Origin of the sequence: Thermotoga sp. Mc24 (assembly GCF_000784835.1) — a bacterium.
GTDB lineage: Bacteria > Thermotogota > Thermotogae > Thermotogales > Thermotogaceae > Thermotoga.
Map to the genome: position 1 here is coordinate 15,862 of NZ_JSFH01000002.1, position 24,653 is coordinate 40,514.

Annotated in this window: 20 protein-coding genes, 1 tRNA gene and 1 CRISPR repeat array; of the genes, 14 read left to right on the forward strand and 7 right to left on the reverse strand. The window is 45.8% G+C overall.

The window, feature by feature from the left end; translation table 11 throughout:
* Positions 1-59 precede the first annotated feature (59 nt).
* Together MC24_RS00090 and MC24_RS00095 are read right to left on the reverse strand one after the other, a co-directional pair.
* Complete coding sequence (locus MC24_RS00090; RefSeq protein ID WP_011943147.1) at positions 60-401, reverse strand: P-II family nitrogen regulator; 342 nt, start codon at positions 399-401, stop codon at positions 60-62.
* 13 nt (positions 402-414) lie between these two features.
* A complete protein-coding gene (locus MC24_RS00095; RefSeq protein ID WP_029683380.1) occupies positions 415-1,722 on the reverse strand; it encodes an ammonium transporter in 1,308 nt (435 codons plus the stop codon).
* A 306-nt stretch (positions 1,723-2,028) separates the two neighbouring features.
* Between MC24_RS00095 and MC24_RS00100 the strand changes: the two genes are divergently transcribed.
* Positions 2,029-2,583 (forward strand): thymidine kinase, encoded by a 555-nt coding sequence (locus MC24_RS00100; RefSeq protein WP_012310602.1) that lies wholly within the window; start codon positions 2,029-2,031, stop codon positions 2,581-2,583.
* On the opposite strand, the gene MC24_RS00105 is transcribed toward MC24_RS00100, so the two are convergent.
* A complete protein-coding gene (locus tag MC24_RS00105) occupies positions 2,567-3,784 on the reverse strand; it encodes a sensor histidine kinase (RefSeq protein ID WP_038051451.1) in 1,218 nt (405 codons plus the stop codon). The two genes, MC24_RS00100 and MC24_RS00105, sit on opposite strands and share 17 nt — an antisense overlap.
* Positions 3,765-4,436, reverse strand: coding sequence for a response regulator transcription factor (locus MC24_RS00110; RefSeq protein ID WP_011943151.1), 672 nt, complete (start codon positions 4,434-4,436; stop codon positions 3,765-3,767). Before MC24_RS00110 ends, MC24_RS00105 begins: the two co-directional genes overlap by 20 nt.
* 115 nt (positions 4,437-4,551) lie before the next feature.
* Between MC24_RS00110 and MC24_RS00115 the strand changes: the two genes are divergently transcribed.
* The 6 genes from MC24_RS00115 to MC24_RS00140 all read left to right on the forward strand — a co-directional run bounded on the left by MC24_RS00115 (position 4,552) and on the right by MC24_RS00140 (position 9,943).
* Positions 4,552-4,625, forward strand: a tRNA-Gln gene (locus MC24_RS00115).
* Between the two features lie 217 nt (positions 4,626-4,842).
* Positions 4,843-5,976 carry a class II glutamine amidotransferase gene (locus MC24_RS00120; protein ID WP_012895854.1) on the forward strand — a complete coding sequence of 378 codons (1,134 nt, stop codon included), beginning with the start codon at positions 4,843-4,845 and terminating at the stop codon, positions 5,974-5,976.
* Entirely contained in the window at positions 5,969-7,492 is a 1,524-nt protein-coding gene (locus tag MC24_RS00125) for a glutamate synthase-related protein (protein WP_004083229.1), read from the forward strand. Before MC24_RS00120 ends, MC24_RS00125 begins: the two co-directional genes overlap by 8 nt.
* Before the next feature lie 5 nt (positions 7,493-7,497).
* A complete protein-coding gene (locus MC24_RS00130) occupies positions 7,498-7,944 on the forward strand; it encodes a 4Fe-4S dicluster domain-containing protein (RefSeq protein ID WP_038051554.1) in 447 nt (148 codons plus the stop codon).
* The gene (locus tag MC24_RS00135) at positions 7,941-9,218 is read left to right on the forward strand and encodes an NAD(P)/FAD-dependent oxidoreductase (protein WP_008191952.1); all 1,278 of its coding nucleotides are present in this window, start codon (positions 7,941-7,943) and stop codon (positions 9,216-9,218) included. The genes MC24_RS00130 and MC24_RS00135 overlap by 4 nt, the downstream gene beginning before the upstream one ends.
* Positions 9,206-9,943 carry a hypothetical protein gene (locus MC24_RS00140; RefSeq protein WP_008191950.1) on the forward strand — a complete coding sequence of 246 codons (738 nt, stop codon included), beginning with the start codon at positions 9,206-9,208 and terminating at the stop codon, positions 9,941-9,943. The genes MC24_RS00135 and MC24_RS00140 overlap by 13 nt, the downstream gene beginning before the upstream one ends.
* 26 nt (positions 9,944-9,969) lie before the next feature.
* On the opposite strand, the gene MC24_RS00145 is transcribed toward MC24_RS00140, so the two are convergent.
* Positions 9,970-11,085, reverse strand: coding sequence for an ROK family transcriptional regulator (locus tag MC24_RS00145; protein ID WP_012310606.1), 1,116 nt, complete (start codon positions 11,083-11,085; stop codon positions 9,970-9,972).
* Between the two features lie 4 nt (positions 11,086-11,089).
* Complete coding sequence (locus MC24_RS00150) at positions 11,090-12,310, reverse strand: glycosyltransferase (protein ID WP_008191941.1); 1,221 nt, start codon at positions 12,308-12,310, stop codon at positions 11,090-11,092.
* A gap of 656 nt (positions 12,311-12,966) precedes the next feature.
* Positions 12,967-16,595: direct repeats of the CRISPR family, unit length 30 nt; unit sequence GTTTCAATACTTCCTTAGAGGTATGGAAAC.
* 109 nt (positions 16,596-16,704) lie between these two features.
* Between MC24_RS00150 and MC24_RS00160 the strand changes: the two genes are divergently transcribed.
* The 4 genes from MC24_RS00160 (at position 16,705) to lpdA (ending at position 20,864) form a co-directional block, all read left to right on the forward strand.
* A complete protein-coding gene (locus MC24_RS00160; RefSeq protein ID WP_038051455.1) occupies positions 16,705-17,670 on the forward strand; it encodes an NAD(P)H-dependent glycerol-3-phosphate dehydrogenase in 966 nt (321 codons plus the stop codon).
* Between the two features lie 107 nt (positions 17,671-17,777).
* Complete coding sequence (locus tag MC24_RS00165) at positions 17,778-19,109, forward strand: FAD-dependent oxidoreductase (RefSeq protein ID WP_012310609.1); 1,332 nt, start codon at positions 17,778-17,780, stop codon at positions 19,107-19,109.
* Between the two features lie 24 nt (positions 19,110-19,133).
* On the forward strand, positions 19,134-19,469 hold the full coding sequence (locus tag MC24_RS00170; protein ID WP_012310610.1) for a carboxymuconolactone decarboxylase family protein: 336 nt from the start codon (positions 19,134-19,136) through the stop codon (positions 19,467-19,469).
* Positions 19,470-19,514: 45 nt separating this feature from the next.
* Positions 19,515-20,864: a dihydrolipoyl dehydrogenase gene (lpdA, locus tag MC24_RS00175; RefSeq protein ID WP_011943159.1), complete on the forward strand. Its 1,350-nt coding sequence runs from the start codon at positions 19,515-19,517 to the stop codon at positions 20,862-20,864.
* On the opposite strand, the gene MC24_RS00180 is transcribed toward lpdA, so the two are convergent.
* Entirely contained in the window at positions 20,841-21,503 is a 663-nt protein-coding gene (locus MC24_RS00180; RefSeq protein ID WP_011943160.1) for an endonuclease III domain-containing protein, read from the reverse strand. The two genes, lpdA and MC24_RS00180, sit on opposite strands and share 24 nt — an antisense overlap.
* Positions 21,504-21,531: 28 nt before the next feature.
* Here MC24_RS00180 and MC24_RS00185 point away from each other — a divergent pair, with 28 nt between their 5' ends.
* The 3 genes from MC24_RS00185 to MC24_RS00195 all read left to right on the forward strand — a co-directional run bounded on the left by MC24_RS00185 (position 21,532) and on the right by MC24_RS00195 (position 24,630).
* The gene (locus MC24_RS00185; RefSeq protein ID WP_011943161.1) at positions 21,532-22,032 is read left to right on the forward strand and encodes a nitroreductase family protein; all 501 of its coding nucleotides are present in this window, start codon (positions 21,532-21,534) and stop codon (positions 22,030-22,032) included.
* A 131-nt stretch (positions 22,033-22,163) separates the two neighbouring features.
* The gene (gene nrdG / locus MC24_RS00190; protein WP_235280267.1) at positions 22,164-22,709 is read left to right on the forward strand and encodes an anaerobic ribonucleoside-triphosphate reductase activating protein; all 546 of its coding nucleotides are present in this window, start codon (positions 22,164-22,166) and stop codon (positions 22,707-22,709) included.
* Positions 22,675-24,630, forward strand: a complete 1,956-nt coding sequence (locus MC24_RS00195; RefSeq protein WP_011943163.1) for an anaerobic ribonucleoside-triphosphate reductase — start codon at positions 22,675-22,677, stop codon at positions 24,628-24,630. The genes nrdG and MC24_RS00195 overlap by 35 nt, the downstream gene beginning before the upstream one ends.
* The last annotated feature ends 23 nt before the right edge of the window (positions 24,631-24,653 follow it).

The following is a 24,653-nucleotide window of genomic DNA, read 5'->3' on the forward strand; positions in this document are numbered from 1 at the left end:
ACGTCGTTTCAAGGGAGGCCGAAAAAAGGGGAGGAGGTTTCTCCTCCCGAAAGGAAACCTTATCCTATGGCCTCCCGTCCTCTTTCTCCCGTTCTGATCCTAATGCAATCCAGCAGATCCAGCACAAAAATTTTCCCATCTCCTATGTTTCCTGTCCTTGCTCCTTTTTGAATCGCCTCGATAGTTGGTTCAACGAATTCTTCATTGACCGCTATGAGAAGCATCACCTTTTTGAGAAGATTCACCTCTTCTACTTCACCTCGATACGTTTCTGTGTATCCCTTCTGTTGACCACATCCAAGAACGTTCATGACAGTCATCTTGTAAATCTGAGCATCGAAAAGTGCCTTTTTCACATCCGGTAACTTGTGGGGTTGTATAACAGCTATGATCAGTTTCATACTGTCACCTCCTTCATCTTGTGGTGAAGATTTCAAAATCAGCGTATCCTTCCATGCCGTGCTCCTCTATATCCAGCCCCTTCAACTCTATGTCTCTGTCCACCCTCAAACCAATTGTCTTTTTGATGAACCAGAAAACAAGGAAACTGGTCACTACTGTCCAGGCAAACACACTGACCACCCCCAGAAACTGAACTCCAAGTTGATGCACTCCTCCTCCGAAGAAGAGTCCGTTCACATCCCCCATCCCGCTTGCAAGAGCGTACTTGCTCTCCGCAAAGAGCCCCACGGCGAGAGTCCCCCAAGCACCGTTGACACCGTGAACGGATATGGCCCCAACGGGATCGTCGATTTTCAAAACTTTGTCGAAGAACTCAACCGCAAACACTACGAGCACCCCTCCGATCGCTCCTATGATCAAAGAACTCACAGGAGACACCACAGCACACGGTGCGGTGATGGCAACAAGGCCAGCAAGAGCACCGTTCATCGTCATACTCGCATCCGGCTTTCCATATTTTGCCCATACGGTGAACATCGCGGCAAGTGCTCCAGTGGCGGCAGCGAGGTTGGTGTTCAATATGATCATCCCTATCGCACCGTTCGTTCCGGCAAGGGTACTCCCTCCATTGAACCCGAACCATCCAAACCAGAGGATGAAGGTTCCGAGAGCAGCAAGAGGAATGTTGTGCCCTGGAATAGGCATGGGATTCCCCTGACTGTCGTACTTTCCAAACCTGGGCCCAAGAAGAGCCGCACCTATCATGGCAGCCCATCCACCAACAGAATGAACAACTGTGGAACCTGCAAAATCGATAAAACCTTTCTGTGCAAGCCATCCTCCTCCCCAGATCCACCTTCCAACAACCGAATAGATGATTCCTGTTATGAAACCTGTGTAAGCGAGGTACGCGGAAAACTTAGTGCGCTCTGCCATCGCTCCGGACACAATCGTCGCGGCCGTACCTGCGAAAGCCATCTGAAACATCCACATGGCAAAATCCCAGAGACCTTCTTTTGTGGAGGGATCAAAGGTGAGAGGATGTTTCCCGAACATAATCCAGTAACCGAAGATGAAGAAGACCACAGATCCGATCGCAAAATCCATGAGGTTTTTCATGAGCACATTCACCGTGTTCTTTGCGCGGGTGAAACCGGACTCTACCATGGCAAAACCCGCCTGCATGAAGAAGACCAGCGCTGCGGAAATGAGGATCCAGACCATGTCGAGTGACCAGCCGACATCTGTGACACCGTTCTGGGCGAAACCCACAGAAAGAAAAGCAAGAACTAGCAACAAGGAAAAAACTCTCTTTCGCATAAAAACACCTCCTTTTGGTAAATATGTTTGTTGACTCTTTTAAGATTAATTCTCTATCAATATGATACAAATAAACAATATTCTTGAAAAACAAAAAACAAACACCATGGGGTTCGTTTTCTTGAGGGTACAAACCCCATGTTGGATTGGATATTTATTACTAATTTCCGGGAATAAATTTCTGGAGGATTTTATATGTCTCAATACTATCAATTCAAAAAACCGCTGTCAATTATGAGAATGTTTCAGTTTGACTGGGAAGATTGTTAACACTCCGGGTTGTATAATCGTCGGGGAGGGATCGACATGTCGGGAAAATTGACCGTAATCACGGGTCCCATGTACTCCGGAAAGACAACCGAGCTTCTCTCCTTTGTGGAGATATACAAACTGGGAAAGAAAAAAGTCGCTGTTTTTAAACCAAAAATCGACAGCAGATATCACTCCACCATGATCGTCTCTCATTCTGGAAACGGTGTTGAAGCACACGTGATAGAACGTCCTGAAGAAATGCGAAAGTACATCGAAGAAGACACCCGGGGAGTTTTCATAGATGAGGTGCAGTTCTTCAGCCCCGGTTTGTTTGAAGTGGTGAAAGACCTCCTTGACAGAGGAATAGATGTTTTCTGTGCGGGACTCGATCTCACACACAAGCAAAATCCCTTTGAAACAACCGCTCTGCTTCTCAGCCTCGCCGACACCGTGATCAAAAAGAAGGCAGTCTGTCACCGATGTGGTGAGTACAACGCTACTCTCACATTAAAAGTAGCAGGAGGCGAAGAAGAAATAGACGTTGGGGGACAGGAGAAATACATTGCGGTCTGCAGGGATTGTTACAACACCCTCAAAAAACGAGTTTGAAGGTGCTACCTTTTCCTTCTTCGCTTTCAAGAATTACCTTCGCTTTCAATCTGGAAGCGAGTTCTTTGACTATGGAAAGGCCAAGTCCAGAACCCTCTGTGTTTCTGGATATTCTGTAGAATCTCTCAAAGATTCTCTTCTGTTCTTTTTTCGGAATTCCAGGTCCTGTGTCCTGAACGTAGATGGTTAATCTACCTTCCTTTCTTGCACCGACGATCACTTTCCCTTTCTCTGTGAACTTCACAGCGTTATCGATCAGATTCTCCAGTATCACCCTCAAGGTATCTTTCTCGGTTTCTAAAAATAGATCTTCTGGGCAATCTATTTCCAGCACCAAACCCTTTGATTCTGCTTTCGGTTTGAATTCATTCACGATCTGCTGGAGAAACTCCTTGAGGTTTATTCTCTCTTTCACAACACCGTTGAAAGAACTTTCGCTTTTCACGAGAAGAAGCAGCTGATTTATTTGTTTACTCATCTTCTCGACGTTCTTTTCCATTATGCCAAGTTTGTTTTTCACATCATCTGGTAAATCTTCTCGATACTTCAAAACATCGAGACTTGTTCTCAGAACAGAGAGAGGCGTTTTCAGTTCATGGGAGGCGTCCATCGAGAATCTTTTCAGGCTGTTGTAGGCATTCCTCACGGGAAGCAGAGCCAGGCTGGACACGAAATATCCGAATACAGCGGCTCCCCCCGCAGAAAACAGAATCACGAGCAAATACATGGAAAGAAGTCTTCTGCTTCGCTCTATGAGATCGGAGATGTCCTTTCCCACCCTCAGGAATATTGTGGTGTCTCCCAGATCTATCTTTTTGGTGAAAATCCTGTAGTTCCCTTCCGTGGAAAACCCCTCTTCCACGGGAGTTTCGGGAGTTCCTATCTGTTCTCCCACCTCCAGAAAGACCTCTCCCGAGGGAAACAGGAACTGGAACGCTTCACCACGTGGAACAAAGAGAGGATCCACTCCTCTAAACGTACGGAGCATGCCCATCATTCCAGGCGCTCTCAGTCTTCTTTCGATGAGATCCGCTGTTCTCCTCAGCTCACCATCGAATTGGGTGGTTATTCTTCTCTTTTCTACAATAAAAACAGCGCCCACCGTGATGGCCACTATGAGAACTATAGAGAGTGTGAACACGGCCGTCCAGATGAGCTGTGTTTTTCTGAAGGCCTTCTTCTCATTCGTCACGGGCAACATAACCGATACCTCTCACCGTGTGAATTATTTTCCTTTTAAACCCTTTGTCCACTTTCTTCCTCAAATTCTTTATATGACTTCTCAAAACATCGGAGAAAACTTCATCATCGAAGCTCCACAGGTGTTCCTGGAGCTCCTCCTTTGTGACAACTCTGTTTTTGTTCATCACAAGGTATTCCAAAATTTGGTACTCCTTCTTTGTCAAATCTATTTCTTTACCGCCCCTGTATGCCTTTTTAGTGGCTGTATCCAAAATCAAGTCACCGCACACGAGTTTTGTGCTTTTGCTTTCGCTTTTTCTTCTGATGAGAGCTCTCACCCTGGCTATGAGCTCTCTGAGATCGAAAGGTTTGGGAAGGTAATCGTCCGCCCCCATGTTGAGACCCTTCACACGGTACTCTACATCTGAAAGAGCTGTGAGCATCAAAACAGGAGTGTTCACTCCGTTTTCCCTCATAGACTTCAGGATCTCCCACCCATCGTGGACGGGAAGCATTATATCAAGAATCACAACATCGAAAGGTTCGTTCAGAGCCATGTACATACCCTCTTCTCCATCGTAACAAACATCGACGGTGAACATTTCTTTCTTTAAAGCCTCGGCTATCAGATCGGCGAGATCTCTTTCGTCTTCTACCACAAGAACTCTCACGTTCATCACCCCGATTTTTGACCTTGATCAAATTCTATCAGTTTGAACGTGAAAAAAACGTGAAACACCACCCCTTGAACTATCCCTGTTCTTGATGTATAATTTGAAAGGCCGTTGGGAGGTCGTCTAACGGTAGGACGGCGGACTCTGGATCCGCTGGTGGAGGTTCGAGTCCTCCCCTCCCAGCCAGAAAGGGGATGCAATGCATCCCCTTTTTCTTTATCCACAGACTAAATTAATTTTTATGCCATAACTGGAATAATTACACGGATGTTTCATAACAGACTTTTACTTTTCTCAAACGAAACAATACTGATACAGTCCTTTGATTGAGAGAACACATATGGTATAAATGTTATACACAAGATTTTATATTCATGCTCTTCTCCTTCAGGAGGTGAATGCCTTGTCCTATGACCTTCCCCGTCTGATACCAGATAAAGATTTCAAAGTCCCATCCGCCTGTGGAGTCTCCGGGATAATGAACACCTCTGGAAAGAGATTCAGTGGAAACATGATCGTGGAAAGCATGGCGCTCATGAGAGAAAGAGGAAACGGGCTTGGGGCTGGATACGCTGCGTATGGAATATATCCGGAGTTGAAAGATCTTTACTGTTTCCACATGCTCTACGACAGCGATCTCGATAAGAAAAATGCCGAAGAATACATAAAAGATCACTACGAAATCATCGAAAGTGAACCCATCCCCACCAGGAAAAATCCCCACATCAAGGAAGTCCACATCCTCTGGCGATACTTTTTGAAGCCAAAATTCATTCCTGAAGACATGAGCGAAGAGGACTTTGTCGTCAGCACTGTCATGTTCATAAACGAAAAAATTAACGGAGCCTTCGTCATGTCCAGTGGAAAGAACATGGGTGTTTTCAAAGGAGTGGGATTCCCGGAAGACATCGCTGATTTCTACAGAATAGACGAGTACAAGGGTTACATCTGGACCGCGCACAACAGGTTCCCCACGAACACCGTCGGATGGTGGGGAGGAGCACATCCGTTCGGTATTCTCGACTGGACGGTCGTTCACAACGGAGAAATATCTTCCTACGGTATAAACAGAAGGTTTTTGGAAGCGTACGGCTACAAATGTACACTCATGACGGACACTGAAGTGGTGGCGTACCTGGTGGATCTCTTCATGAGACGGTTCGGCTACAGTCCTCAGCTCACGGCAAAGATCCTCGCAGCGCCTCTCTGGAAAGATATAGACCTCATGCCAGAAGAGGAAAGAAAACTCTACACCGCTTTGAGAATGAACTACGGAGGAGCACTTTTGAACGGACCGTTTGCCATTATCGTTGCGAACAACAACATGATGATGGGGCTGAACGACAGAATAAAGCTCAGACCACTCGTCGCCGCTACAAAAGACGACTTTCTATACATCGCTTCCGAGGAGTCCGCTATAAGAGTTGTTTGTCCGGAACCTGATGAGGTCTGGGCTCCAAAAGCCGGTGATCCCGTCGTTGGAGTGCTGAAATCCGCCAGGAAAACTCAGGTGGTACTGGAGGGAGAAAATGGCTAAGAGAAAAGTACCCCCCGAATTTGTTGTGGAACGCGATGATTATAAATGTATAAGGTGTCTCGCCTGTGTGAGGGTTTGTTCCTACGGTGCGAATTTCTACGATGAAAACGCCAACAGAGTGTACACAGAAAACACCAAGTGTGTTGGATGTCACTTCTGTGAGGCTATCTGTCCAACAGAGGCCATCACGGTTCGAAAGAACGATTTCGACATCAGACCTCTTGCCCACTGGACTCCAGAGCATCTCATAGGCATCATGAAGCAGGCAGAAACCGGAGGAGTTCTTCTCACCAGCATGGGCAACGACCGACCTTATTTCAGCTATTTCGACCGCATAGTGCTCAACGCGAGTCAGGTGACGAATCCTTCGATAGACCCCCTCAGAGAACCCATGGAAATCAGAACGTACATCGGAAGAAAAGAAGAAAAACTGGAAATTGAAGAAGACGAGGATGGAACAGTGAAACTCAAAACAGAGATCGCTCCTCAGCTCAAACTGGAAGTTCCAGTCATGTTCACCGCCATGTCCTACGGTTCGATCAGTTTGAACGCAATCCTTTCACTCGCAAGAGCTGCAAGGACCGTGGGAACCTTCTTCAACACAGGTGAAGGAGGACTCCCGAAAGAACTGAGAGAGTTCAAGGACAACATGATCGTTCAGGTTGCATCCGGACGCTTCGGTGTGAGTGCAGATTATCTGAACGCTGGATCTGCGGTTGAGATAAAGATAGGGCAGGGTGCAAAGCCGGGTATCGGTGGACACCTTCCGGGAGAAAAGGTCACCGAGCCCATATCGGAAACCAGAATGATTCCCGTTGGAACCGATGCTCTCTCTCCCGCACCGCACCACGACATCTACTCCATAGAAGACCTGAGACAGCTCATCTACGCCATAAAGGAAGCCACAAGATACGAAAAACCAGTTGGTGTCAAGATCGCTGCAGTCCACAACGTGGCTCCAATCGCTGCCGGTGCAGTCAGAGCCGGTGCGGACTACATAGTGATAGACGGTATAAGGGGTGGTACAGGAGCCGCTCCCAAGATAACAAGAGATCACGTCGGAATTCCCATAGAATTCGCTGTAGCCGTTGTTGATCAGAGGCTCAGAGAGGAAGGCATAAGGCACATGGCCTCTATCGTGGTTGCGGGTGGAATCAGAAACAGTGCCGATGTGATCAAAGCGATCGCACTCGGAGCGGACGCGGTTTACATAGGAACGGCCGCTCTCATTTCACTCGGCTGTCATCTCTGTCAGACGTGTTACCTTGGAAAGTGTAACTGGGGAATCGCCACCCAGGATCCAAAACTCACAAAGAGACTGAATCCAGAGATAGGCGCAAGAAGAGCCGCGAACCTTCTGAGAGCCTGGGCTCATGAGATAAAAGAAATCCTCGGTGGAATGGGTATCAACGCCATAGAGTCACTGAGAGGCAACAGGGAAGTCCTCAGGGGTGTGGGACTCCACGAATACGAGTTGAAACTCCTTGGTATTAAACCCGCAGGAGAGGCGTGGTGATAGCGGTGAGAAGAATACTTATCAGGGAAGAGTACTGCATGGGATGTAAGCTGTGTGAGATAAACTGTGTCGCCGCGCAGGTGGAAACGGGAAACCTCATAAAGGTGTACAGATACGTCCCGGAACTTCCCGAACCAAACGTGATAGTGGAAGAGCACGATTACGTCACTTTCGCACTTCAGTGCAGAAACTGTGATGATCCATCCTGTCTGAAGGCCTGTATGACGGGCGCGATGCACAGAGATCCAAAAACAGGAGCCATCAGAGTGAATCAAGAAAAGTGTGTAGGATGCTGGATGTGTGTGATGGCCTGTCCCTTCGGTGTGATAAGAAGGAACACGAAAGAAAAGAAAGTTGCCTCAAAGTGTGATCTCTGTGCCGATAGAGGAACTCCTGGCTGTGTCGAAGGCTGTCCAAACGAAGCGCTCGTTCTGGTTGAGGTGAGAGAATGAGGTACGTGATAGTTGGATCCGGACCAGCCGGTTTGAACGCGATAGAAGCGATCAGAGAAGTTGACAAAGAAGGAGAAATCCTTCTGATCACGGCAGAGAAATACGTGGGATACTCAAGACCTTTGATCACCTACTTGCTTGGAAGAAAGGTCACAGAGGAGAAGATGTATTACAGAACGGAAGACTATCTGAGAGAAATGAGGGTCGATATAAAACCCGCTACAAGAGTCGAAAAGGTGATACCAGAGGAGAAAACAGTAGTAACAGACAGCGGAGAAGAAATTCGCTACGACAAACTCCTGATTGCCACCGGTGGAAAGCCGTTTGTTCCAAACATAGAAGGACTCACTGGAAAGAAAGGTGTGTTCACATTCACCACGTGGGAAGACGAAGAGAAGGTAGAAAAGTACATAGAAGAAAACGATGTGAAAGAAGCCGTGGTGCTCGGTGGAGGTCTGATCGGTCTTAAAACAACGGAAGCGCTGATGGAACTCGGAGTGAAGGTCACCATCGTTGAACTGGCAGACAGGATACTCTCCGTTACCTTCGACAGAAAGGCATCTGAGATCATCACCGAAGCTTTGAAAAAAGAAGGATGCAGCGTTATAACGAACGACACAGTGGTGAAAGTGAACGGTGACGACACGGTTTCCTCCGTTGTTCTAAAAAGCGGAAAGGAGATCCCAACAAAGCTTCTCGTCATCGCAATTGGTGTGAGACCGAATGTGGAATTCCTCAAAGACTCCGGGATAGAAATAAACCGCGGTATTGTGGTGAACGAAAAGATGGAAACAAACGTGGAAGGTGTTTACGCTGCGGGAGACTGCACTGAATTCTACGATCTGATAGATGGTCAGAGAAAAACGATCGCCATCTGGCCTGTGGCTGTTGCGCAGGGAAGAGTGGCTGGCTACAACATGGCTGGGAGAAACGTGAGGTATCCCGGCGGTATCCCGATGAACTCCGTTGAACTCGCCGGTATTCCAACCATATCGGTCGGGCACTCGAACGTGGAAGACGATGGGTATGAAATCCTCACCTTCGAAGAAGGAAACACCTACAAAAAAATGGTGTTGAAGGACAACAGACTCATAGGTGCCATCCTTGTGAACGACATAGACAGGGCCGGAATCTACACAGGCCTCATCCTTCAAAAACTCGACGTGTCTTCTTTCAAAGACAGACTACTCGACGAGAACTTCGGCCTCGTTTACCTTCCAAAAGAGTTCAGAAAGAAGATGCTGGAGGGGGAAATCAAGATATGGTTAGAATAGACGCGAAAGGCCTCCACTACAAAAAACTGAACGACTTGATCTGGGAAGCGATAGAAAACGGAGAAGAAGAAATAGTTCTGGACAACGTTTGCGGTCAGAGATACATCGGAGCCGGAATCAGAAAGAAAGTAAAAATAGAAATAAACGGCGTTCCGGGGAACGATCTTGGTGTTTTCATGGACGGTCCTGAAATCATCGTGAACGGAAACGCACAAGACGGTGTAGGAAACACCATGAACGCAGGAAAAATCGTGGTTCACGGGCACGCGGGCGACATCATAGGATACGCCATGAGGGGTGGACACATCTACATAAAAAGAAATGCTGGATATCGAGTGGGAATACACATGAAGGCCTACAAAGAAAATTACCCCGTTGTCGTCATAGGAGGCTTTGCGAGAGACTTCCTCGGAGAATACATGGCAGGAGGACTTCTCATAGTGCTGGGACTGGAAAAAGATGAAGATGGAAACATCGCAGGAAACTACGTTGGAACAGGAATGCACGGTGGGGAGATCTTTCTCAGAGGAACCGTAGAAGAGCACAAACTCGGAAAAGAAGTGAAAATCTTCCAGCCCACCGAAGAGGATATCAACAGGATCAAGCCTTATGTTGAAGAGTTCTGCAGACTCTTTGACTACGACTCAGAGGAGATTCTGAACGGAGAATTCATCATCCTCAAACCCTACACACACAGACCGTACGGAAGATTGTATGCGTATTAAAAAAGAGCTCCCGGGATTCCGGGAGCTTATTTCACAATATAAGGAAGGTATTTGTCAACAACCGCCCGAGCCGCGCCGAGCATCCAGTTCGCATTGGCCACCTGAAATTGCACTTCTCCCACAAAATCGCGATTGAATCGAGCTCTAACCATCTCTTCCAAGATCTTGATCATTTCTTCGTTGACCACACCCTCTCCCGCGAAGAACACCCGAGAAACACCCGAACCCATGATAACGTTCCCCAAGACCACAGAAAAGGTTTTGAATGCCTTTTCGTAGTGCACTTTCACAGAATCAAAATCCTTTCTGGCTTTTTCTCTCAATTCTTCGATTGTCTGCCTGTACTTTTCTTCTTCGCTTGTGATGAAATCTTCGAAATCAATCTCTTTTCCAAGGCAAGACTTCAAAACAGCGTACTCTGAAGAATGATACTCCAGACAACCTGTCTGTCCACAGTAGCACTTTCCTTCTGAAGAAGCCAGCATGTGTCCCATTTCTAAGTGATGAATCCTCTTATCTTTCCAGAGACTCGCACCTATGCCGATGCCGTAGCTCACCAGAAGAAAGTCTGCGTTCACTCTCTGGGAAATTTCCCGGCAGAGAGCATCCGAATCGTTCATGACGAGGATCCTTTCAAGATCTTTCAGGACTTTCCTTGGATCCCAGTCTTTCACGTTCATCACATGGGAAACGATCACTTTTCCTTCTTTCACGATTCCAGAAGAGCAAATACCCACTCCGAGAAGATTTTCACTGTGAAGTTGTTCGATGGTTTCTCTGAGAGCACGAGTATAACCGTCGTTGTTTCTCATACCGGACAGAATCTGCACTCTGTGTTCTTTCAAAGGATTCATGCTTGCGTCAAAGAGTACACCCCGTACCTCTTCGCGACCCACCTTCACCCCGATCGCGGTGAATTTTTCTGGATTGACTTTCAAAATCTGATATGGTCTTCCTCTCCTCTTCCTGATCTCTTCAAAGACGAGGAAACCTTCATCGAGCAACTCGTCGATTATGTAGCTCAGAGTGCTGTGTGCGAGGTTCAAATTGCTGGCAAGCTGGTTTCTGGTAGTTTTTCCATTTCTCAGTATGTACCTCAAAATCTTTATCTTGTTCTCTCTTCGAAGAAGCGGTGAAGGCACTCTCTCACCTCAACAGATCTAAGAAGAGTTTCAGATAGTTCTTCAGATGCACCGTGATAATGAAATTCTCCACCACAGTTTGCCTTCCTTTTTCTCCCATTTTTCTTCTGAGTTCTTCATCCTTTATGAGTTTTACCACGTATCCTGCAAGGTCCTCTCTTTCCCATGCCAAATAACCATTTTCTCCATGTTTCACCTGTATCTTAACACCACCAACTGGCCTTGCTACGACCGGAACTCTCTTGTAAAGTGCTTCACTTATGACGAGACCGAAGCCTTCTCTTGTTGCCGTGTGCAGAGCGACAGTCGTGGCCCTCTGAATAGCGTTCACTTCCTTGTTTCCAACACCTTTCAGGTTCGTGCAGAATTTTATATCTTCGTCCGTTCCAGCGTATCTGAGGACCTTTTCAAAGAAGAACCATCCCTCCGGATCGTCTGTTGCCATGGCGGAAACTACGGCAAGCTGAACCTCCGGGATCTCTTTCTTCACCAGTCTATAGACGTCGATGGCACTGAAGAGATCTTTCCATGGATCAAATCGAGCCACAACAGTTATCAGAGGCCTTTCCGGGTCTATTTCGAGTCTTTCGAGAGTTTTTCTTATTGTGTCTTCATCAAGATCTCGATTCTTTTCACTCAGGGGATCTATACTCGGTGGGAAAGCTATGCTCCTTTCTTCCCATCCCTGCGGGAAATACTCCTCAAGATGGAAAACAAGTCTGTCGTATCCCTCCAAATACTGGGAAAATCTCTGCCAGACCTTCATGTTTGGAGTGGATAGATCTATATGACATCTCCAGATCCACTTTCTGTCGTTCAAATTCACGAATTTTCTCAGAGCTGCTGGTTGGGGATCGTGGATCACGAATAACTCTTCGTCCTGGATCAGTTCTGCGTTTTTTCCACAGACCTCTTCGTAAAGGTTCCACTCTTCTTCTGAAATCTCTATATCCGCACCTTGAAGCGTGTTGTGAAACTTTTTTGTGACGTTGAAGAACTCATCGGGTGCCTCTATGACCCTCCACCTGGCATCCAGACCAACCGATCTCATAAGCGGAACGAGATTGTGGAGGATTTCGGCAACTCCTCCACCGTAGGCAGTCGCATTGACGTGAAGAACCTTTTTTCCTTTAAGAGGTTCTGCAAGTTTTTTTATCTCGTCCACCTCGTTTCCGATTATGGTGCGGTACTCCTCTATGTTTCGCTCTCTCAACACAACATCCACGGTGATCCCTCCCGAATTTATTCGTAACTTGAATTAATACACAATTAATCATACCACAGGATGGAAATGTTTCAAGAGGTTTTTTCGAGTTAGCGAAAATAAAGGTAGTTTTGAACAATATTGTTTTATGCATACAAACCAGGTTAGTTCCAATCATTCACAAAGTAGGTGATGTGTGTATCTGGCACTGGAAGATAGATACAGAGTATGCAATTACCGGTAACGAAAAATTTCATGCAGGTTTGTGGTACCGGAAGCTATGCGTTAAAAAGGGAATAATGGATGATATGAAGAGACAATATGAAGAGAATTTGTGGTAATCGATGACGTGTAAGTGCTTTGAATTCGAGAAGTTAACAGTTAACTTCTAACACATTGAGGAATACCTTCTTTCATCTATTTGTGAAACATGGAACTAATCGATTTTTACCAGAAACACTCCAAAATGCCCTGACGTAGGTTGATATAATTTATCTTCTGTTTTTTGCTTGCGTTCTTTCATTGTTTGACTATGCAATTATTCCATTTTTCCAAACAGTACTTGAAGGTGCTCTTTTGTGTGTTAGAATGGTTTATGGAAAGGGAGGATATGGAAGGTCAAAAAACATCTTGCTTTCAGATTGTGTTTGTGGTATAATTTCTCTTGAACTCAACGGGTTTCAATACTTCCTTAGAGGTATGGAAACCTATCTTACAATTCGACCCTCAAACAAAAGAAATCAGTTTCAATACTTCCTTAGAGGTATGGAAACAGTAAATTGTCAAGCACATCAGGTGACACCTTTCCATGTTTCAATACTTCCTTAGAGGTATGGAAACACAATTCTCGAAAAACAGAATGCTCTACCAACACAGGTTTCAATACTTCCTTAGAGGTATGGAAACTGACATAATCGACGGGGTATTTCTCGAAATACTGAGTTTCAATACTTCCTTAGAGGTATGGAAACGCTATTTTGTTTCCGAGCGCTTCGATACCTTTTCCAAGTTTCAATACTTCCTTAGAGGTATGGAAACTCTTCGAAAATGAGCTTGAAACCGATCGATGGCATTGTTTCAATACTTCCTTAGAGGTATGGAAACACTTTTTCCCTTGACTTTTTCCACATATTCTTTTATTGTTTCAATACTTCCTTAGAGGTATGGAAACATCACTGCATTCAACTGTAAATTCATTTTCTTTGTTTTGTTTCAATACTTCCTTAGAGGTATGGAAACTAGTCTGAACGAGATTTTTCCGTGGGCCCCCGAGCCCAGTTTCAATACTTCCTTAGAGGTATGGAAACAATATTCTATTGCATCTACACCCAATGAGATCAAGGTTTCAATGTTTCAATACTTCCTTAGAGGTATGGAAACACGAAAAGAAATACGTGCTCGAAGGATTCGACATTGGGTTTCAATACTTCCTTAGAGGTATGGAAACGACTGCTCGTGGTAGAGAAGCATACCGTTTTGACTACGTTTCAATACTTCCTTAGAGGTATGGAAACAATTTTTGTGTTAATGCAAGTGCGGGATCGGTAAAAAGTTTCAATACTTCCTTAGAGGTATGGAAACCTGACAAGGGAAACCTTTTCGTACTGAACTACACGAAGTTTCAATACTTCCTTAGAGGTATGGAAACAGAGAAGTGATGATCGCTTCACCTTCTGCAACAAAGGTTTCAATACTTCCTTAGAGGTATGGAAACAGGAGTTGAAAAGTAATTCTATCTTTGATCAGCGTGGTTTCAATACTTCCTTAGAGGTATGGAAACCAGCCACACAGGCGACAAGCACAGAATCTGTTGTTCGTTTCAATACTTCCTTAGAGGTATGGAAACTTGGCTTATTTGGGAATTATTTGGCTAATAAAGATTGTTTCAATACTTCCTTAGAGGTATGGAAACTACACCCATAATTGCTTGGAAGGTACCAAGGCAAGGTTTCAATACTTCCTTAGAGGTATGGAAACTTCCTGCACAGTTTTGTTTGTTTCAATTGCATTCTGAGTTTCAATACTTCCTTAGAGGTATGGAAACAAGAGCTTAGAACAATGCTGTGGGTCGGACTCAAAGTTTCAATACTTCCTTAGAGGTATGGAAACAAGGAAACGTCACGGAAATGGCACTATTTTGCAGAAAGTTTCAATACTTCCTTAGAGGTATGGAAACTCAAATCTTCATACCAGGCCGGATATACCTTCCTAGTTTCAATACTTCCTTAGAGGTATGGAAACTTCTCCTGCTTCAATTCTGTCAATCAGCTTATCTACGTTTCAATACTTCCTTAGAGGTATGGAAACTCTTTTTCCTCTCGTTTCTCCTCAGCTTCTTCTGTTCGCTCGTTTCAATACTTCCTTAGAGGTATGGAAACTTGCTTCCGATGTGACTTTCTGTTCAAATTCTTCAAGTTTCAATACTTCCTTAGAGGTATGGAAACCGGGAACAGGAAAAACTACCTTTGTAGCGAGACTTCGTTTCAATACTTCCTTAGAGGTATGGAAACTTGCACCGAAGACGTACATTTTCGATACAGCAGAAGTTTCAATACTTCCTTAGAGGTATGGAAACTAGAGCTTTGCTTTTCGCCCCTTTGACTTGCTTTTAGTTTCAATACTTCCTTAGAGGTATGGAAACTGGTGTCAGTTCTTGCAAAAAGTCCCATCATCTCAGTTTCAATACTTCCTTAGAGGTATGGAAACAGACGCTCCGGGCGTGCAGATCCCGTCGTGAAAGAGTTTCAATACTTCCTTAGAGGTATGGAAACTTTGCTACATACACACCGGGGGCAGGCATCATTGCAGTTTCAATACTTCCTTAGAGGTATGGAAACCGAAAACACAACCATGCGCAATTACGCAGGAGATCGTTTCAATACTTCCTTAGAGGTATGGAAACACCACTCTGAAGGAAGAAGTGTCTATCCTTTCGCCGTGTTTCAATACTTCCTTAGAGGTATGGAAACATAACACGACGGTTGCGGTTCTGTTTCGTTTTTATGTTTCAATACTTCCTTAGAGGTATGGAAACACAATTTGCATATATCCGCCGCATGCCTATCGCCGGTTTCAATACTTCCTTAGAGGTATGGAAACGGTTCCTGTCTAATTCCCAATCGACGTATAGAACGTGTTTCAATACTTCCTTAGAGGTATGGAAACTAGTTCTTCCCTTTTACAAATACATGGAGCACCCCCGTTTCAATACTTCCTTAGAGGTATGGAAACACAGGACCAGGCCCTGTGTAACCACCTTCCTGTTTGCGTTTCAATACTTCCTTAGAGGTATGGAAACAACCGGCGGGCGACATGGATAAAAATGAACGGAAACGTTTCAATACTTCCTTAGAGGTATGGAAACGAGATCCAACAAAATATCTACCACTTGCTTGGGACCGTTTCAATACTTCCTTAGAGGTATGGAAACAAGGTGCTTGAGAAGTAAATTGTCCTTTGAAGAATAATGTTTCAATAGTTCCTTAGAGGTATGGAAACTGATAATGCACTTGTGGATTATGTTGTGGTGGAGCTACAGAGTTTCAATAGTTCCTTAGAGGTATGGAAACTCAGTTTCTACTTCTATGCCCACGCCTGGAAGTGGGGTTTCAATAGTTCCTTAGAGGTATGGAAACAATGATTTTTGTGTTGTGAATACTTCATAAAATCTAGTTTCAATAGTTCCTTAGAGGTATGGAAACCAGTTACTACCGAAAAGGGATCGAGATTCCAGTAATGTTTCAATAGTTCCTTAGAGGTATGGAAACACAGAAGTCGCTTGATAGTGGAAATGGACCACGTTTCAGTTTCAATAGTTCCTTAGAGGTATGGAAACAAGTATTCGCTGCGGTAACTATGAAGTAACATGGGCGTTTCAATAGTTCCTTAGAGGTATGGAAACTGTCGTACTCTTGCTACAAAGCGTGAACGTACTCGTCGTTTCAATAGTTCCTTAGAGGTATGGAAACCAACCCGGGAATTTGTGATAATATGTGAGTGAAAACCGTTTCAATAGTTCCTTAGAGGTATGGAAACTGGTTGGAGATCTCATCTCGTTCGAGGCAGACGTTGGTTTCAATAGTTCCTTAGAGGTATGGAAACCCGTAGTCAAAATCGTAGAAACAGACAAGGTACCAACCGGTTTCAATAGTTCCTTAGAGGTATGGAAACGGAGTACCTTCCGCTTCTTCCAAGCAACGTGGTAGAGGTTTCAATACTTCCTTAGAGGTATGGAAACTCTAAACCAGTGATACGACTCAAAAGCGATAACCTCATTGTTTCAACACTTCCTTATAGGTACAGAAACATCCAATTCCGTGAGATATGAGAGCACTATTTCACGAAGCAGGGGAAAACCCTGCTTTTTGTTTTTTGTTAAAATTCTTGGGGAATTCTATCTTCGAGGAGGAATGGAGATGAGATTTTTTGTTCTCGGTGCAGGGAGCTGGGGGACAGTTTTTGCACAGATGCTGCATGAAAACGGAGAAGAAGTAGTTCTCTGGGCAAGAAGGAAAGAGATCGTCGATCTCATAAATGTTTCACACACGAGCCCTTATGTGGAGGAATCGAAGATCACCGTAAGAGCCACAAACGATCTTGAAGAAATCAAAAAAGAAGACATTCTCGTTATAGCGATTCCCGTTCAATACATAAGAGAACATCTTCTGAGACTACCTGTGAAGCCTTCCATGGTGCTGAATCTTTCAAAGGGAATAGAGATCAAAACAGGTAAAAGAGTGTCTGAGATCGTTGAAGAGATACTGGGTTGTCCTTACGCTGTCCTCTCCGGTCCTTCACATGCCGAAGAGGTCGCAAAAAAACTTCCAACTGCCGTCACACTCGCTGGAGAAAATTCGAAAGAACTTCAAAAGAGGATCTCCACCGAGTACTTCAGGGTGTACACCTGCGAAGATGTGGTGGGTGTGGAAATCGCTGGAGCATTGAAAAATGTCATCGCTATCGCCGCGGGGATCCTGGATGGATTCGGTGGTTGGGACAACGCAAAAGCAGCACTCGAAACTCGCGGTATATACGAAATAGCAAGATTTGGAATGTTTTTTGGAGCGGATCAGAAGACCTTCATGGGTCTTGCAGGAATAGGCGATCTCATGGTCACTTGCAACAGTCGTTACAGCAGAAATAGACGCTTCGGAGAATTGATAGCGCGGGGATTCAACCCGCTGAAACTCCTTGAAAGCTCAAACCAGGTTGTAGAAGGTGCCTTCACTGTGAAAGCTGTGATGAAGATAGCCAAAGAAAACAAAATAGATATGCCCATCTCCGAAGAGGTTTACCGAGTCGTTTACGAAGGGAAACCACCTCTTCAGTCGATGAGAGATCTCATGAGAAGAAGCCTGAAAGACGAATTCTGGGCGAGCTGATTATTAGACACCGTAATTTCTCTACCTTTGCAGTTGAAATTTAATCCGAAAAGTAGTAGAATTGTGAATGGAAGATCGTGAAAAATTTCTCTTTTGGAGGGGAAAACATGAGGTACGATGTTGTAGTTGTTGGAGGTGGACCAGCCGGTCTTGTGGCGGCATTCACCACAAAAAGATTCTTTGGAGACAAAAAAATTCTTGTTGTCAAGAAGACCGAGAAAGAAATGGTACCCTGTGGAATACCGTACATCTTTCACACTCTCGGCAGTGTGGAAAACGACTACATGGGAATTGAAGACCGCTTCAAAGGTGCAGGCATAGATCTTCTGATAGACGAAGTTGTCGATGGAAACCCAGATGAAAAGAAGCTTTTCACGAAGAGCGGAAAAGAGATTTCTTACGACAAGCTCATCATCGCAACTGGATCTTCACCGAACACACCGAAGATCCCAGGTGTGGATCTAAAAGGCGTGTTCACCGTTCCAAAAGAGGCCGACTATCTCAAACTACTGCACGAGAAAGTGAAGGATGCCAACGATGTGGTCATCATCGGGGGCGGTTTCATAGGTGTTGAAGTGGCTGACGAGATCAAAAAGTCCGGGAAGAACGTCACCCTCGTGGAAATAATGGACAGCCTCCTTCCCGTGTCGTTCGACCCGGATTTTGGAGAACTCGCGAGAAAGGAACTCGAATCGGACAACGTCAAAGTCCTCACAGGAAGAAAAGTAACAGAGATCCTCGGAACGGAAAAAGTGGAGGGAGTAAAGCTGGACAGCGGAGAAACGATCCCGGCCGATGTGGTCGTGCTCGCAACGGGTTACAAACCGAATTCTGAACTCGCCAGAAAACTCGGACTCAAGGTGACAGAACTCGGCTTCATAGAAACGGATGAGTACATGAGAACTTCAAAACCTGATATCTTCGCTGCAGGCGACTGCGTACAGCACAAAGACTTCCTCACTGGAAAGCCTTCCAGACTTATGCTTGCCTCCGCTGCTGTTTTTGATGCCAGAATTGCAGCGTCCAACCTGTACGGTCTGAAGGTGATCAGAACGAACAAGGGTTCTCTGAACGCGTACTCGACCGTCATAGGAAGCAAGGCCTTCGGCTCTGTGGGAATAACGGAGAGAATAGCGAAGGAAGAAGGATTCGAAGTTGTCGTTGGAAAGGCAGAGGCACCAGACAGACATCCTGGAAAGTTCGAAGATACCTCAAAACTCGTGGTGAAACTCATCTTCTCGGAAGACAGCAAGATCCTGCTCGGTGCGCAGGTGTGCGGTGGAAAGAGCGTCGGTGAGATAGTGAACCTAATAAGCCTCGGCATACAGAAAGGCATCACAGCCAACGATCTGTTCACCATGCAAATCGGGACCCATCCACTTCTCACATCCGCTCCAACGGTGTATCCATTGGCAAAAGCGGCTGAAATGGTATTATAAATTTCTCATATGGAGGTGTTGCTCATGGCAGCGAAAGAAAAGCTGGAACAGATTCAGAAGCAACTTCAGGAGATCATCGGAAAGGCACCTGAGATCGGAAAGTTCGCAGAATACGTTCACATGGCTGAAAGCACAAAAGCACTCGACACAAAAACGAAGGAACTCATATCTCTTGGAATAGCTGTGGCAGTGAGATGTGAACCGTGTATCGTCTGGCATACGGGAGCCGCAGTGAAAGCGGGAGCGACAGAAGAAGAGATCCTCGACACAATCAAAGTGGCAGTCTGTATGGGCGGTGGTCCTGCACTCATGTATGGTTTGAAGGCATACGAAATCGCCCTCGAATTCCTCGGAAAATGAAATAACCCCTCCCTTTGGGAGGGGTTTTCTCAGGAGGGAAAGAGGATGTACGATGCGGTAATCATAGGAGGAGGACCCGGAGGTTACGTCTGCGCCATAAAACTTGTACAGCTTGGAAAGAAGGTCGCACTTGTCGAAAAAGATGCCCTCGGGGGAACCTGTACCAACAGGGGATGCATTCCAACGAAGGCGATGCTCACAGTCTCTCATCTCATGGATGAAATGAAAGAGAAAGCTTCAAAGTACGGCTTGAAAGTCTCAGGAGTCGAATACGACGTTGATACCATAATGAAACACGTTCAAAAGAGTGTGATGATGTCAAGAAAGGGAATAGAGTATCTGTTGAACAAGAACGGAGTTGAAGTCTTCAAAGGAACGGCCGTCGTGGAAAACAAGAACACGGTTGTCGTCCAAGAAACGGGAGAGAAACTGGAAGCAAAGAATCTTGTCCTCGCACACGGATCCGTTCCCTCCGTTTTTTCTCCCTTCGATATCGACGGAGTCTGGACGAGTGATGACGTGTTCAATTTGAAAGAATTTCCAAAGTCGCTTGTGATAATAGGCGGTGGTGTCATAGGTGTTGAATTCGCAACGTTCTTCGGTTCTTTCGGTGTGGATGTGACGATCGTGGAGATCGCAGAACACATCCTCCCTTACGAAGATTCGGATGTGGCAGAAGAAGTGAAAAAGGCCCTCAAAAGGAAAGGTGTTAAGATCCTGGAAAAAACAAAAGTTTCCTCCCTGAGCAAAGTCGATGACGGCTTTGAAGTCGCACTCGAAAATGGAGAAACCCTGAAGGCAGAAAAGGTCCTGCTCGCCGCAGGAAGAAAGCCCAACATACCGGAGGACGTGAAGGCTCTCGGAGTGAAGATAGAAAAAGGAGTCGTCACTGATAGCAGGATGAGAACGAACGTGGAAAACGTTTACGCGATAGGAGATATCAGAAGTGGAATCATGCTCGCTCATGTGGCCATGTACGAGGGAATAGTCGCTGCAAAGAACATCGCGGGAGAAGAGGAAGAAATGGATTACTCGGCCGTTCCGAGTATCATCTTCTCCTCTCCGGAAGTGGCATCTGTCGGTGTGAGAGAAAAAGACGTGAACCCCGAAGAAGTTGTGATCTCCAAGTTCCCGGTTTCTGCAAACGGAAGGGCAAGAACGATGCTTGAAAACATAGGGTTTGCCAAGGTCATAGCGGACAAGAAGGATAGAACAGTTCTCGGCATGAGCATCGTTTCACCATCGGCTACCGATATGATCATGGAAGGTGTCATAGCCGTGAAGTTCAGAATGAAAGCGGAAGATCTGGAGAAAGCCATTCACCCGCATCCAACGCTGACAGAAACCATCCTCGGGGCTCTTGAAGGGGTCTCAGGAAAACCCATTCATCTGTGATACATGGCAGCACTCTTTCTTTAAAGGGCAGACACCGCACTTCGGAGTTTTGCTGCAAAATTTTTTCGCGTGTTCCACGATAAGCCCGTGAAACTCCTGGTAAAGACGAACATCCTCTGGATAGTGAGTCATGAAAAGCCTTTGCACTTCGTCGTAGTCGTTCAGTTCGATGTTGAAGATTCTCTTCAAAAGTCTTCTTGTGTAGCTGTCAACGACGAAAATCGGTTTTTCCAAGGCGTAGAGCAGAATGGCATCGGCGGTTTCTTTGCCGATGCCTTTTATTTTGAGGAGTCTTTCTCGTAAAATATGTGTTGGAAGATCTCTCAGACGAGATAGATTGTAGTTGTATTCTTTGAGAAATTTCAACAGTGCCTTGAGGCGCTTTGTTTTGATGTTGAAGAACCCCGCTGGTCTTATGAGCTCTGCTACTTTCTCCTCGGGAAGAGAATCCAGTTCTTTCAGCAGGTTGTTTCCTTTGACTGCGTTTTTGATGTTTTCCATGACACGTTCAACGTTCTTCCAGTTCGTGTTCTGGGTGAGGATGGCAGTTATTGCGATTTCCTCAGGTGTTCCGGGCCACCATTTCCCAACCGATCCGTGTATTTCCAGTAACTTTCTGTAGAGTTCTGTCAGTCTCATACTTAAAATTATACGGGGGGTGAACCAGATGAGCATCATCTACAGGAGAAGGAGTATCAGAAAGTATCAGAAAAAGGATGTTCCGGACGAGCTGGTGAAAGAGATCATCCGTGCCGCCATGCACGCTCCTTCTGCGTGCAATCAACAACCGTGGCATTTCGTTGTTATCAGAAACGAAGAAACAAAAAAGAAAATCGCGGAGATCCACCCTCATGCACAAATGTCTGCAGAGGCGCCCGTTGTAATCCTTGTCTGTGGAGATCCCACACTTGAAAAATGCAAAGGCTACTGGGTCCAAGACTGCTCTGCCGCCGTGGAGAACCTTCTTCTGAGAGCGACAGAACTCGGTCTTGGAGCCGTGTGGTGTGGAGTTCATCCAAGAGAGGAAAGAGTGAAAGCCTTCAGAGAGCTTCTTGGAATACCCGAACATGTCGTTCCTTTCGCCATTGTTCCTGTGGGATACCCCGCAGAGCAACCTGCCCAGGTGGACAGGTTCAAACCAGAAAGGATACATTACGAAAAGTGGTGAAAAACATTAACAAACAGATCCATATTTTTAGAATCTCCACCAACAATTTTTTGAGATGTAACTAAACAAACCACAATATATTGTGGTAAAATCTTAGCAGATCTCACCGGAAGGGGGTCCTTCCCTTGTATGTGAACCGAATAGGAACTTTCCGGGATCATCCAGATCTCTATGGGGTGTCGGTTTACTTCCAGGGGTGCGATGCGAAACCAAAGTGCTACATGTGCCACAATCCAGAAACATGGCATCTTTCAGAAGAATACAAAAGACCCGCAGAGGTTGTGACAAAGATCATCGATGAAAAACTCTCAAGCCTTTTGAAATACTTTCCAAAGGTCACCCTCGTCTTTCTCGGGGGAGAACCCCTCGCACCGTACAACAGAGAAGAGACGCTTTCTCTTTCGAAGATGTTCAAGGAAAAGTACGGAGAACGCTTGACGGTAGTGCTGTTCACCTGGAGGCTTCCGAAGGACATCGTAAAAGAGAACCTTCTCAAGTACGTTCAATACGTGGATGAGTTTGTCATGGGAAGGTACCTCCACGCTTATCGTCAAGATGGATTTCCAGCTTCTAAAAACCAGATTCATATTGACAGGAGAACTTTTGAGAGAATGATAGAAGCAATGTTGAGGAGGGAACACCATGAAGGTTCAGTATTCGTTCGAAAGAGAATTTGAAGAACTGATGAGTGATCTTCTTTCCAAGTACGGTTATGAGATGTTCCAGATGGACGGCCTCGGCGACCAGCTCGATGTGGTAAAGTTCACAGAAGACTTCGTGAGACGGGGAATCATCGAGTCCACGATCGACGCAAACGCGAACGTCAGGGTCACAAACATCAGTACTTACTTCATCGAGATATCTAAGCCGCACACGTACCTCTACTCGCTGTACAGGATCTGGCAAAAGATGAAGGAGATGTTCGGAAAAGAGGTCGCAGACGAGTTTGTTGAAGCGCAGATAAACGGTGCCGTCTATCTTCACGACAGACACCACGCAGCTCTCATGCCTTACTGTTTCGCCTACACCCTGCAGCCCATAGTGGAGAAGGGGCTTCCGTTCATAAAAACCATAAAATCCGAGCCCGCAAAGCACCTGTCCACATTCATTCAGCATGTCATTCAGTTCGTGATGTTCGCGTCCAACCAAAGCTCTGGTGCGGTTGGACTTCCTGACTTTTTCGTCTGGATGTGGTACTTCGTCAAGAAAGACCTCGAGGAAGGAATTATTCCTCGCGACAAACTCGACTGGTACATAGAACAGCATTTCCAGATACTCACCTACTCGCTGAACCAGCCCATCAGAACAACGCAGTCTCCGTACACGAACTTCACGTACCTCGACAGAAACTACATAAAAGCGATTTTCGAAGGGGAAAGATACCCAGATGGTTCTTTGATCACAGACCACGTGGAAGACATCATCGCTCTGCAGAAACACTACTGGGAGTGGGTGTCAAAGGAAAGAGAGCGCCAGATGTTCACTTTCCCTGTACTCACAGCAAGCCTTCTCTATAGAGACGGCAAGTTCCTCGACGAGGACAGCGCTCGCTTCATAAACAAAATCAACATGAAGTGGCAGGACACGAACTGGTACATCTCCGACTCAATAGACGCTGTGGCGTCCTGCTGCAGGCTCACATCGTCTACTCAAACTCTGAAGAAGTTCTCACTCTCGAGCGAAGAAGAAGAAAAACTGAAAGGAAGGATGAACTCTATCGGTGGATCGGACCTGAACATCGGATCCTTCAAAGTGATCACGATGAACCTTCCAAGAATCGCTCTTGAAAGCGGCGGAGACAGAGAAAAGTATCTTCAGATTCTCAGGCACCGCGTTCAGCTCATCAAAAAAGCCCTCGCCGCAGTCAGGGAGATCATAAAAGAGAGAATATCCGAAGGACTTCTTCCTCTCTACGAAAACGGTCTAATGCTTTTGAACAGACAGTACGGAACCATCGGTGTCACTGGTGTCTGGGAGAGCGCCTCGATCATGGGATTGACCACGGAAGACATCGACGGTCTGAAGTACACAGAAGAAGGAGAAGTGTTCGTAGACAACGTTTTGGACACCATCCGAGAAGAAGCGGAAAAGGGATACCATGAGTACGGCTTCACCTTCAACATAGAACAGGTACCCGCAGAGAAAGCGGCTGTGACTCTTGCTCAGAAAGACAGATTTCTCTTCGGTGAGAAACAGCCGTTCGAGATCTACTCCAACCAGTGGGTGCCTCTCATGGCGAACACGGATGTTCTCAACAGAATCCGCTACTCCGGAAAATGGGACAAAAAGGTGAGTGGAGGAGCGATTCTGCATATCAACCTCGGAGAATCTTTCAAGACGGAGGAAGAATCCTTCAACATGGTGAAAATGATCGCGGACATGGGTGTAATGTACTTTGCGTTCAACACGAAGATCAGCGTGTGTGAGGATGGACACGCGTTCTACGGGGAGAGATGCCCGGCCTGCGGAAAAGCCAAAGTAGATGAATACATGAGAATCGTAGGGTATCTCGTTCCGGTTTCCGCTTTCAACAAAGAAAGAAGAGAAATAGAGTATCCCAGAAGACAGTTCTACGATTCGCTGACAATCAGAAGGTGATCAAGCCCCCGCACAACGCGGGG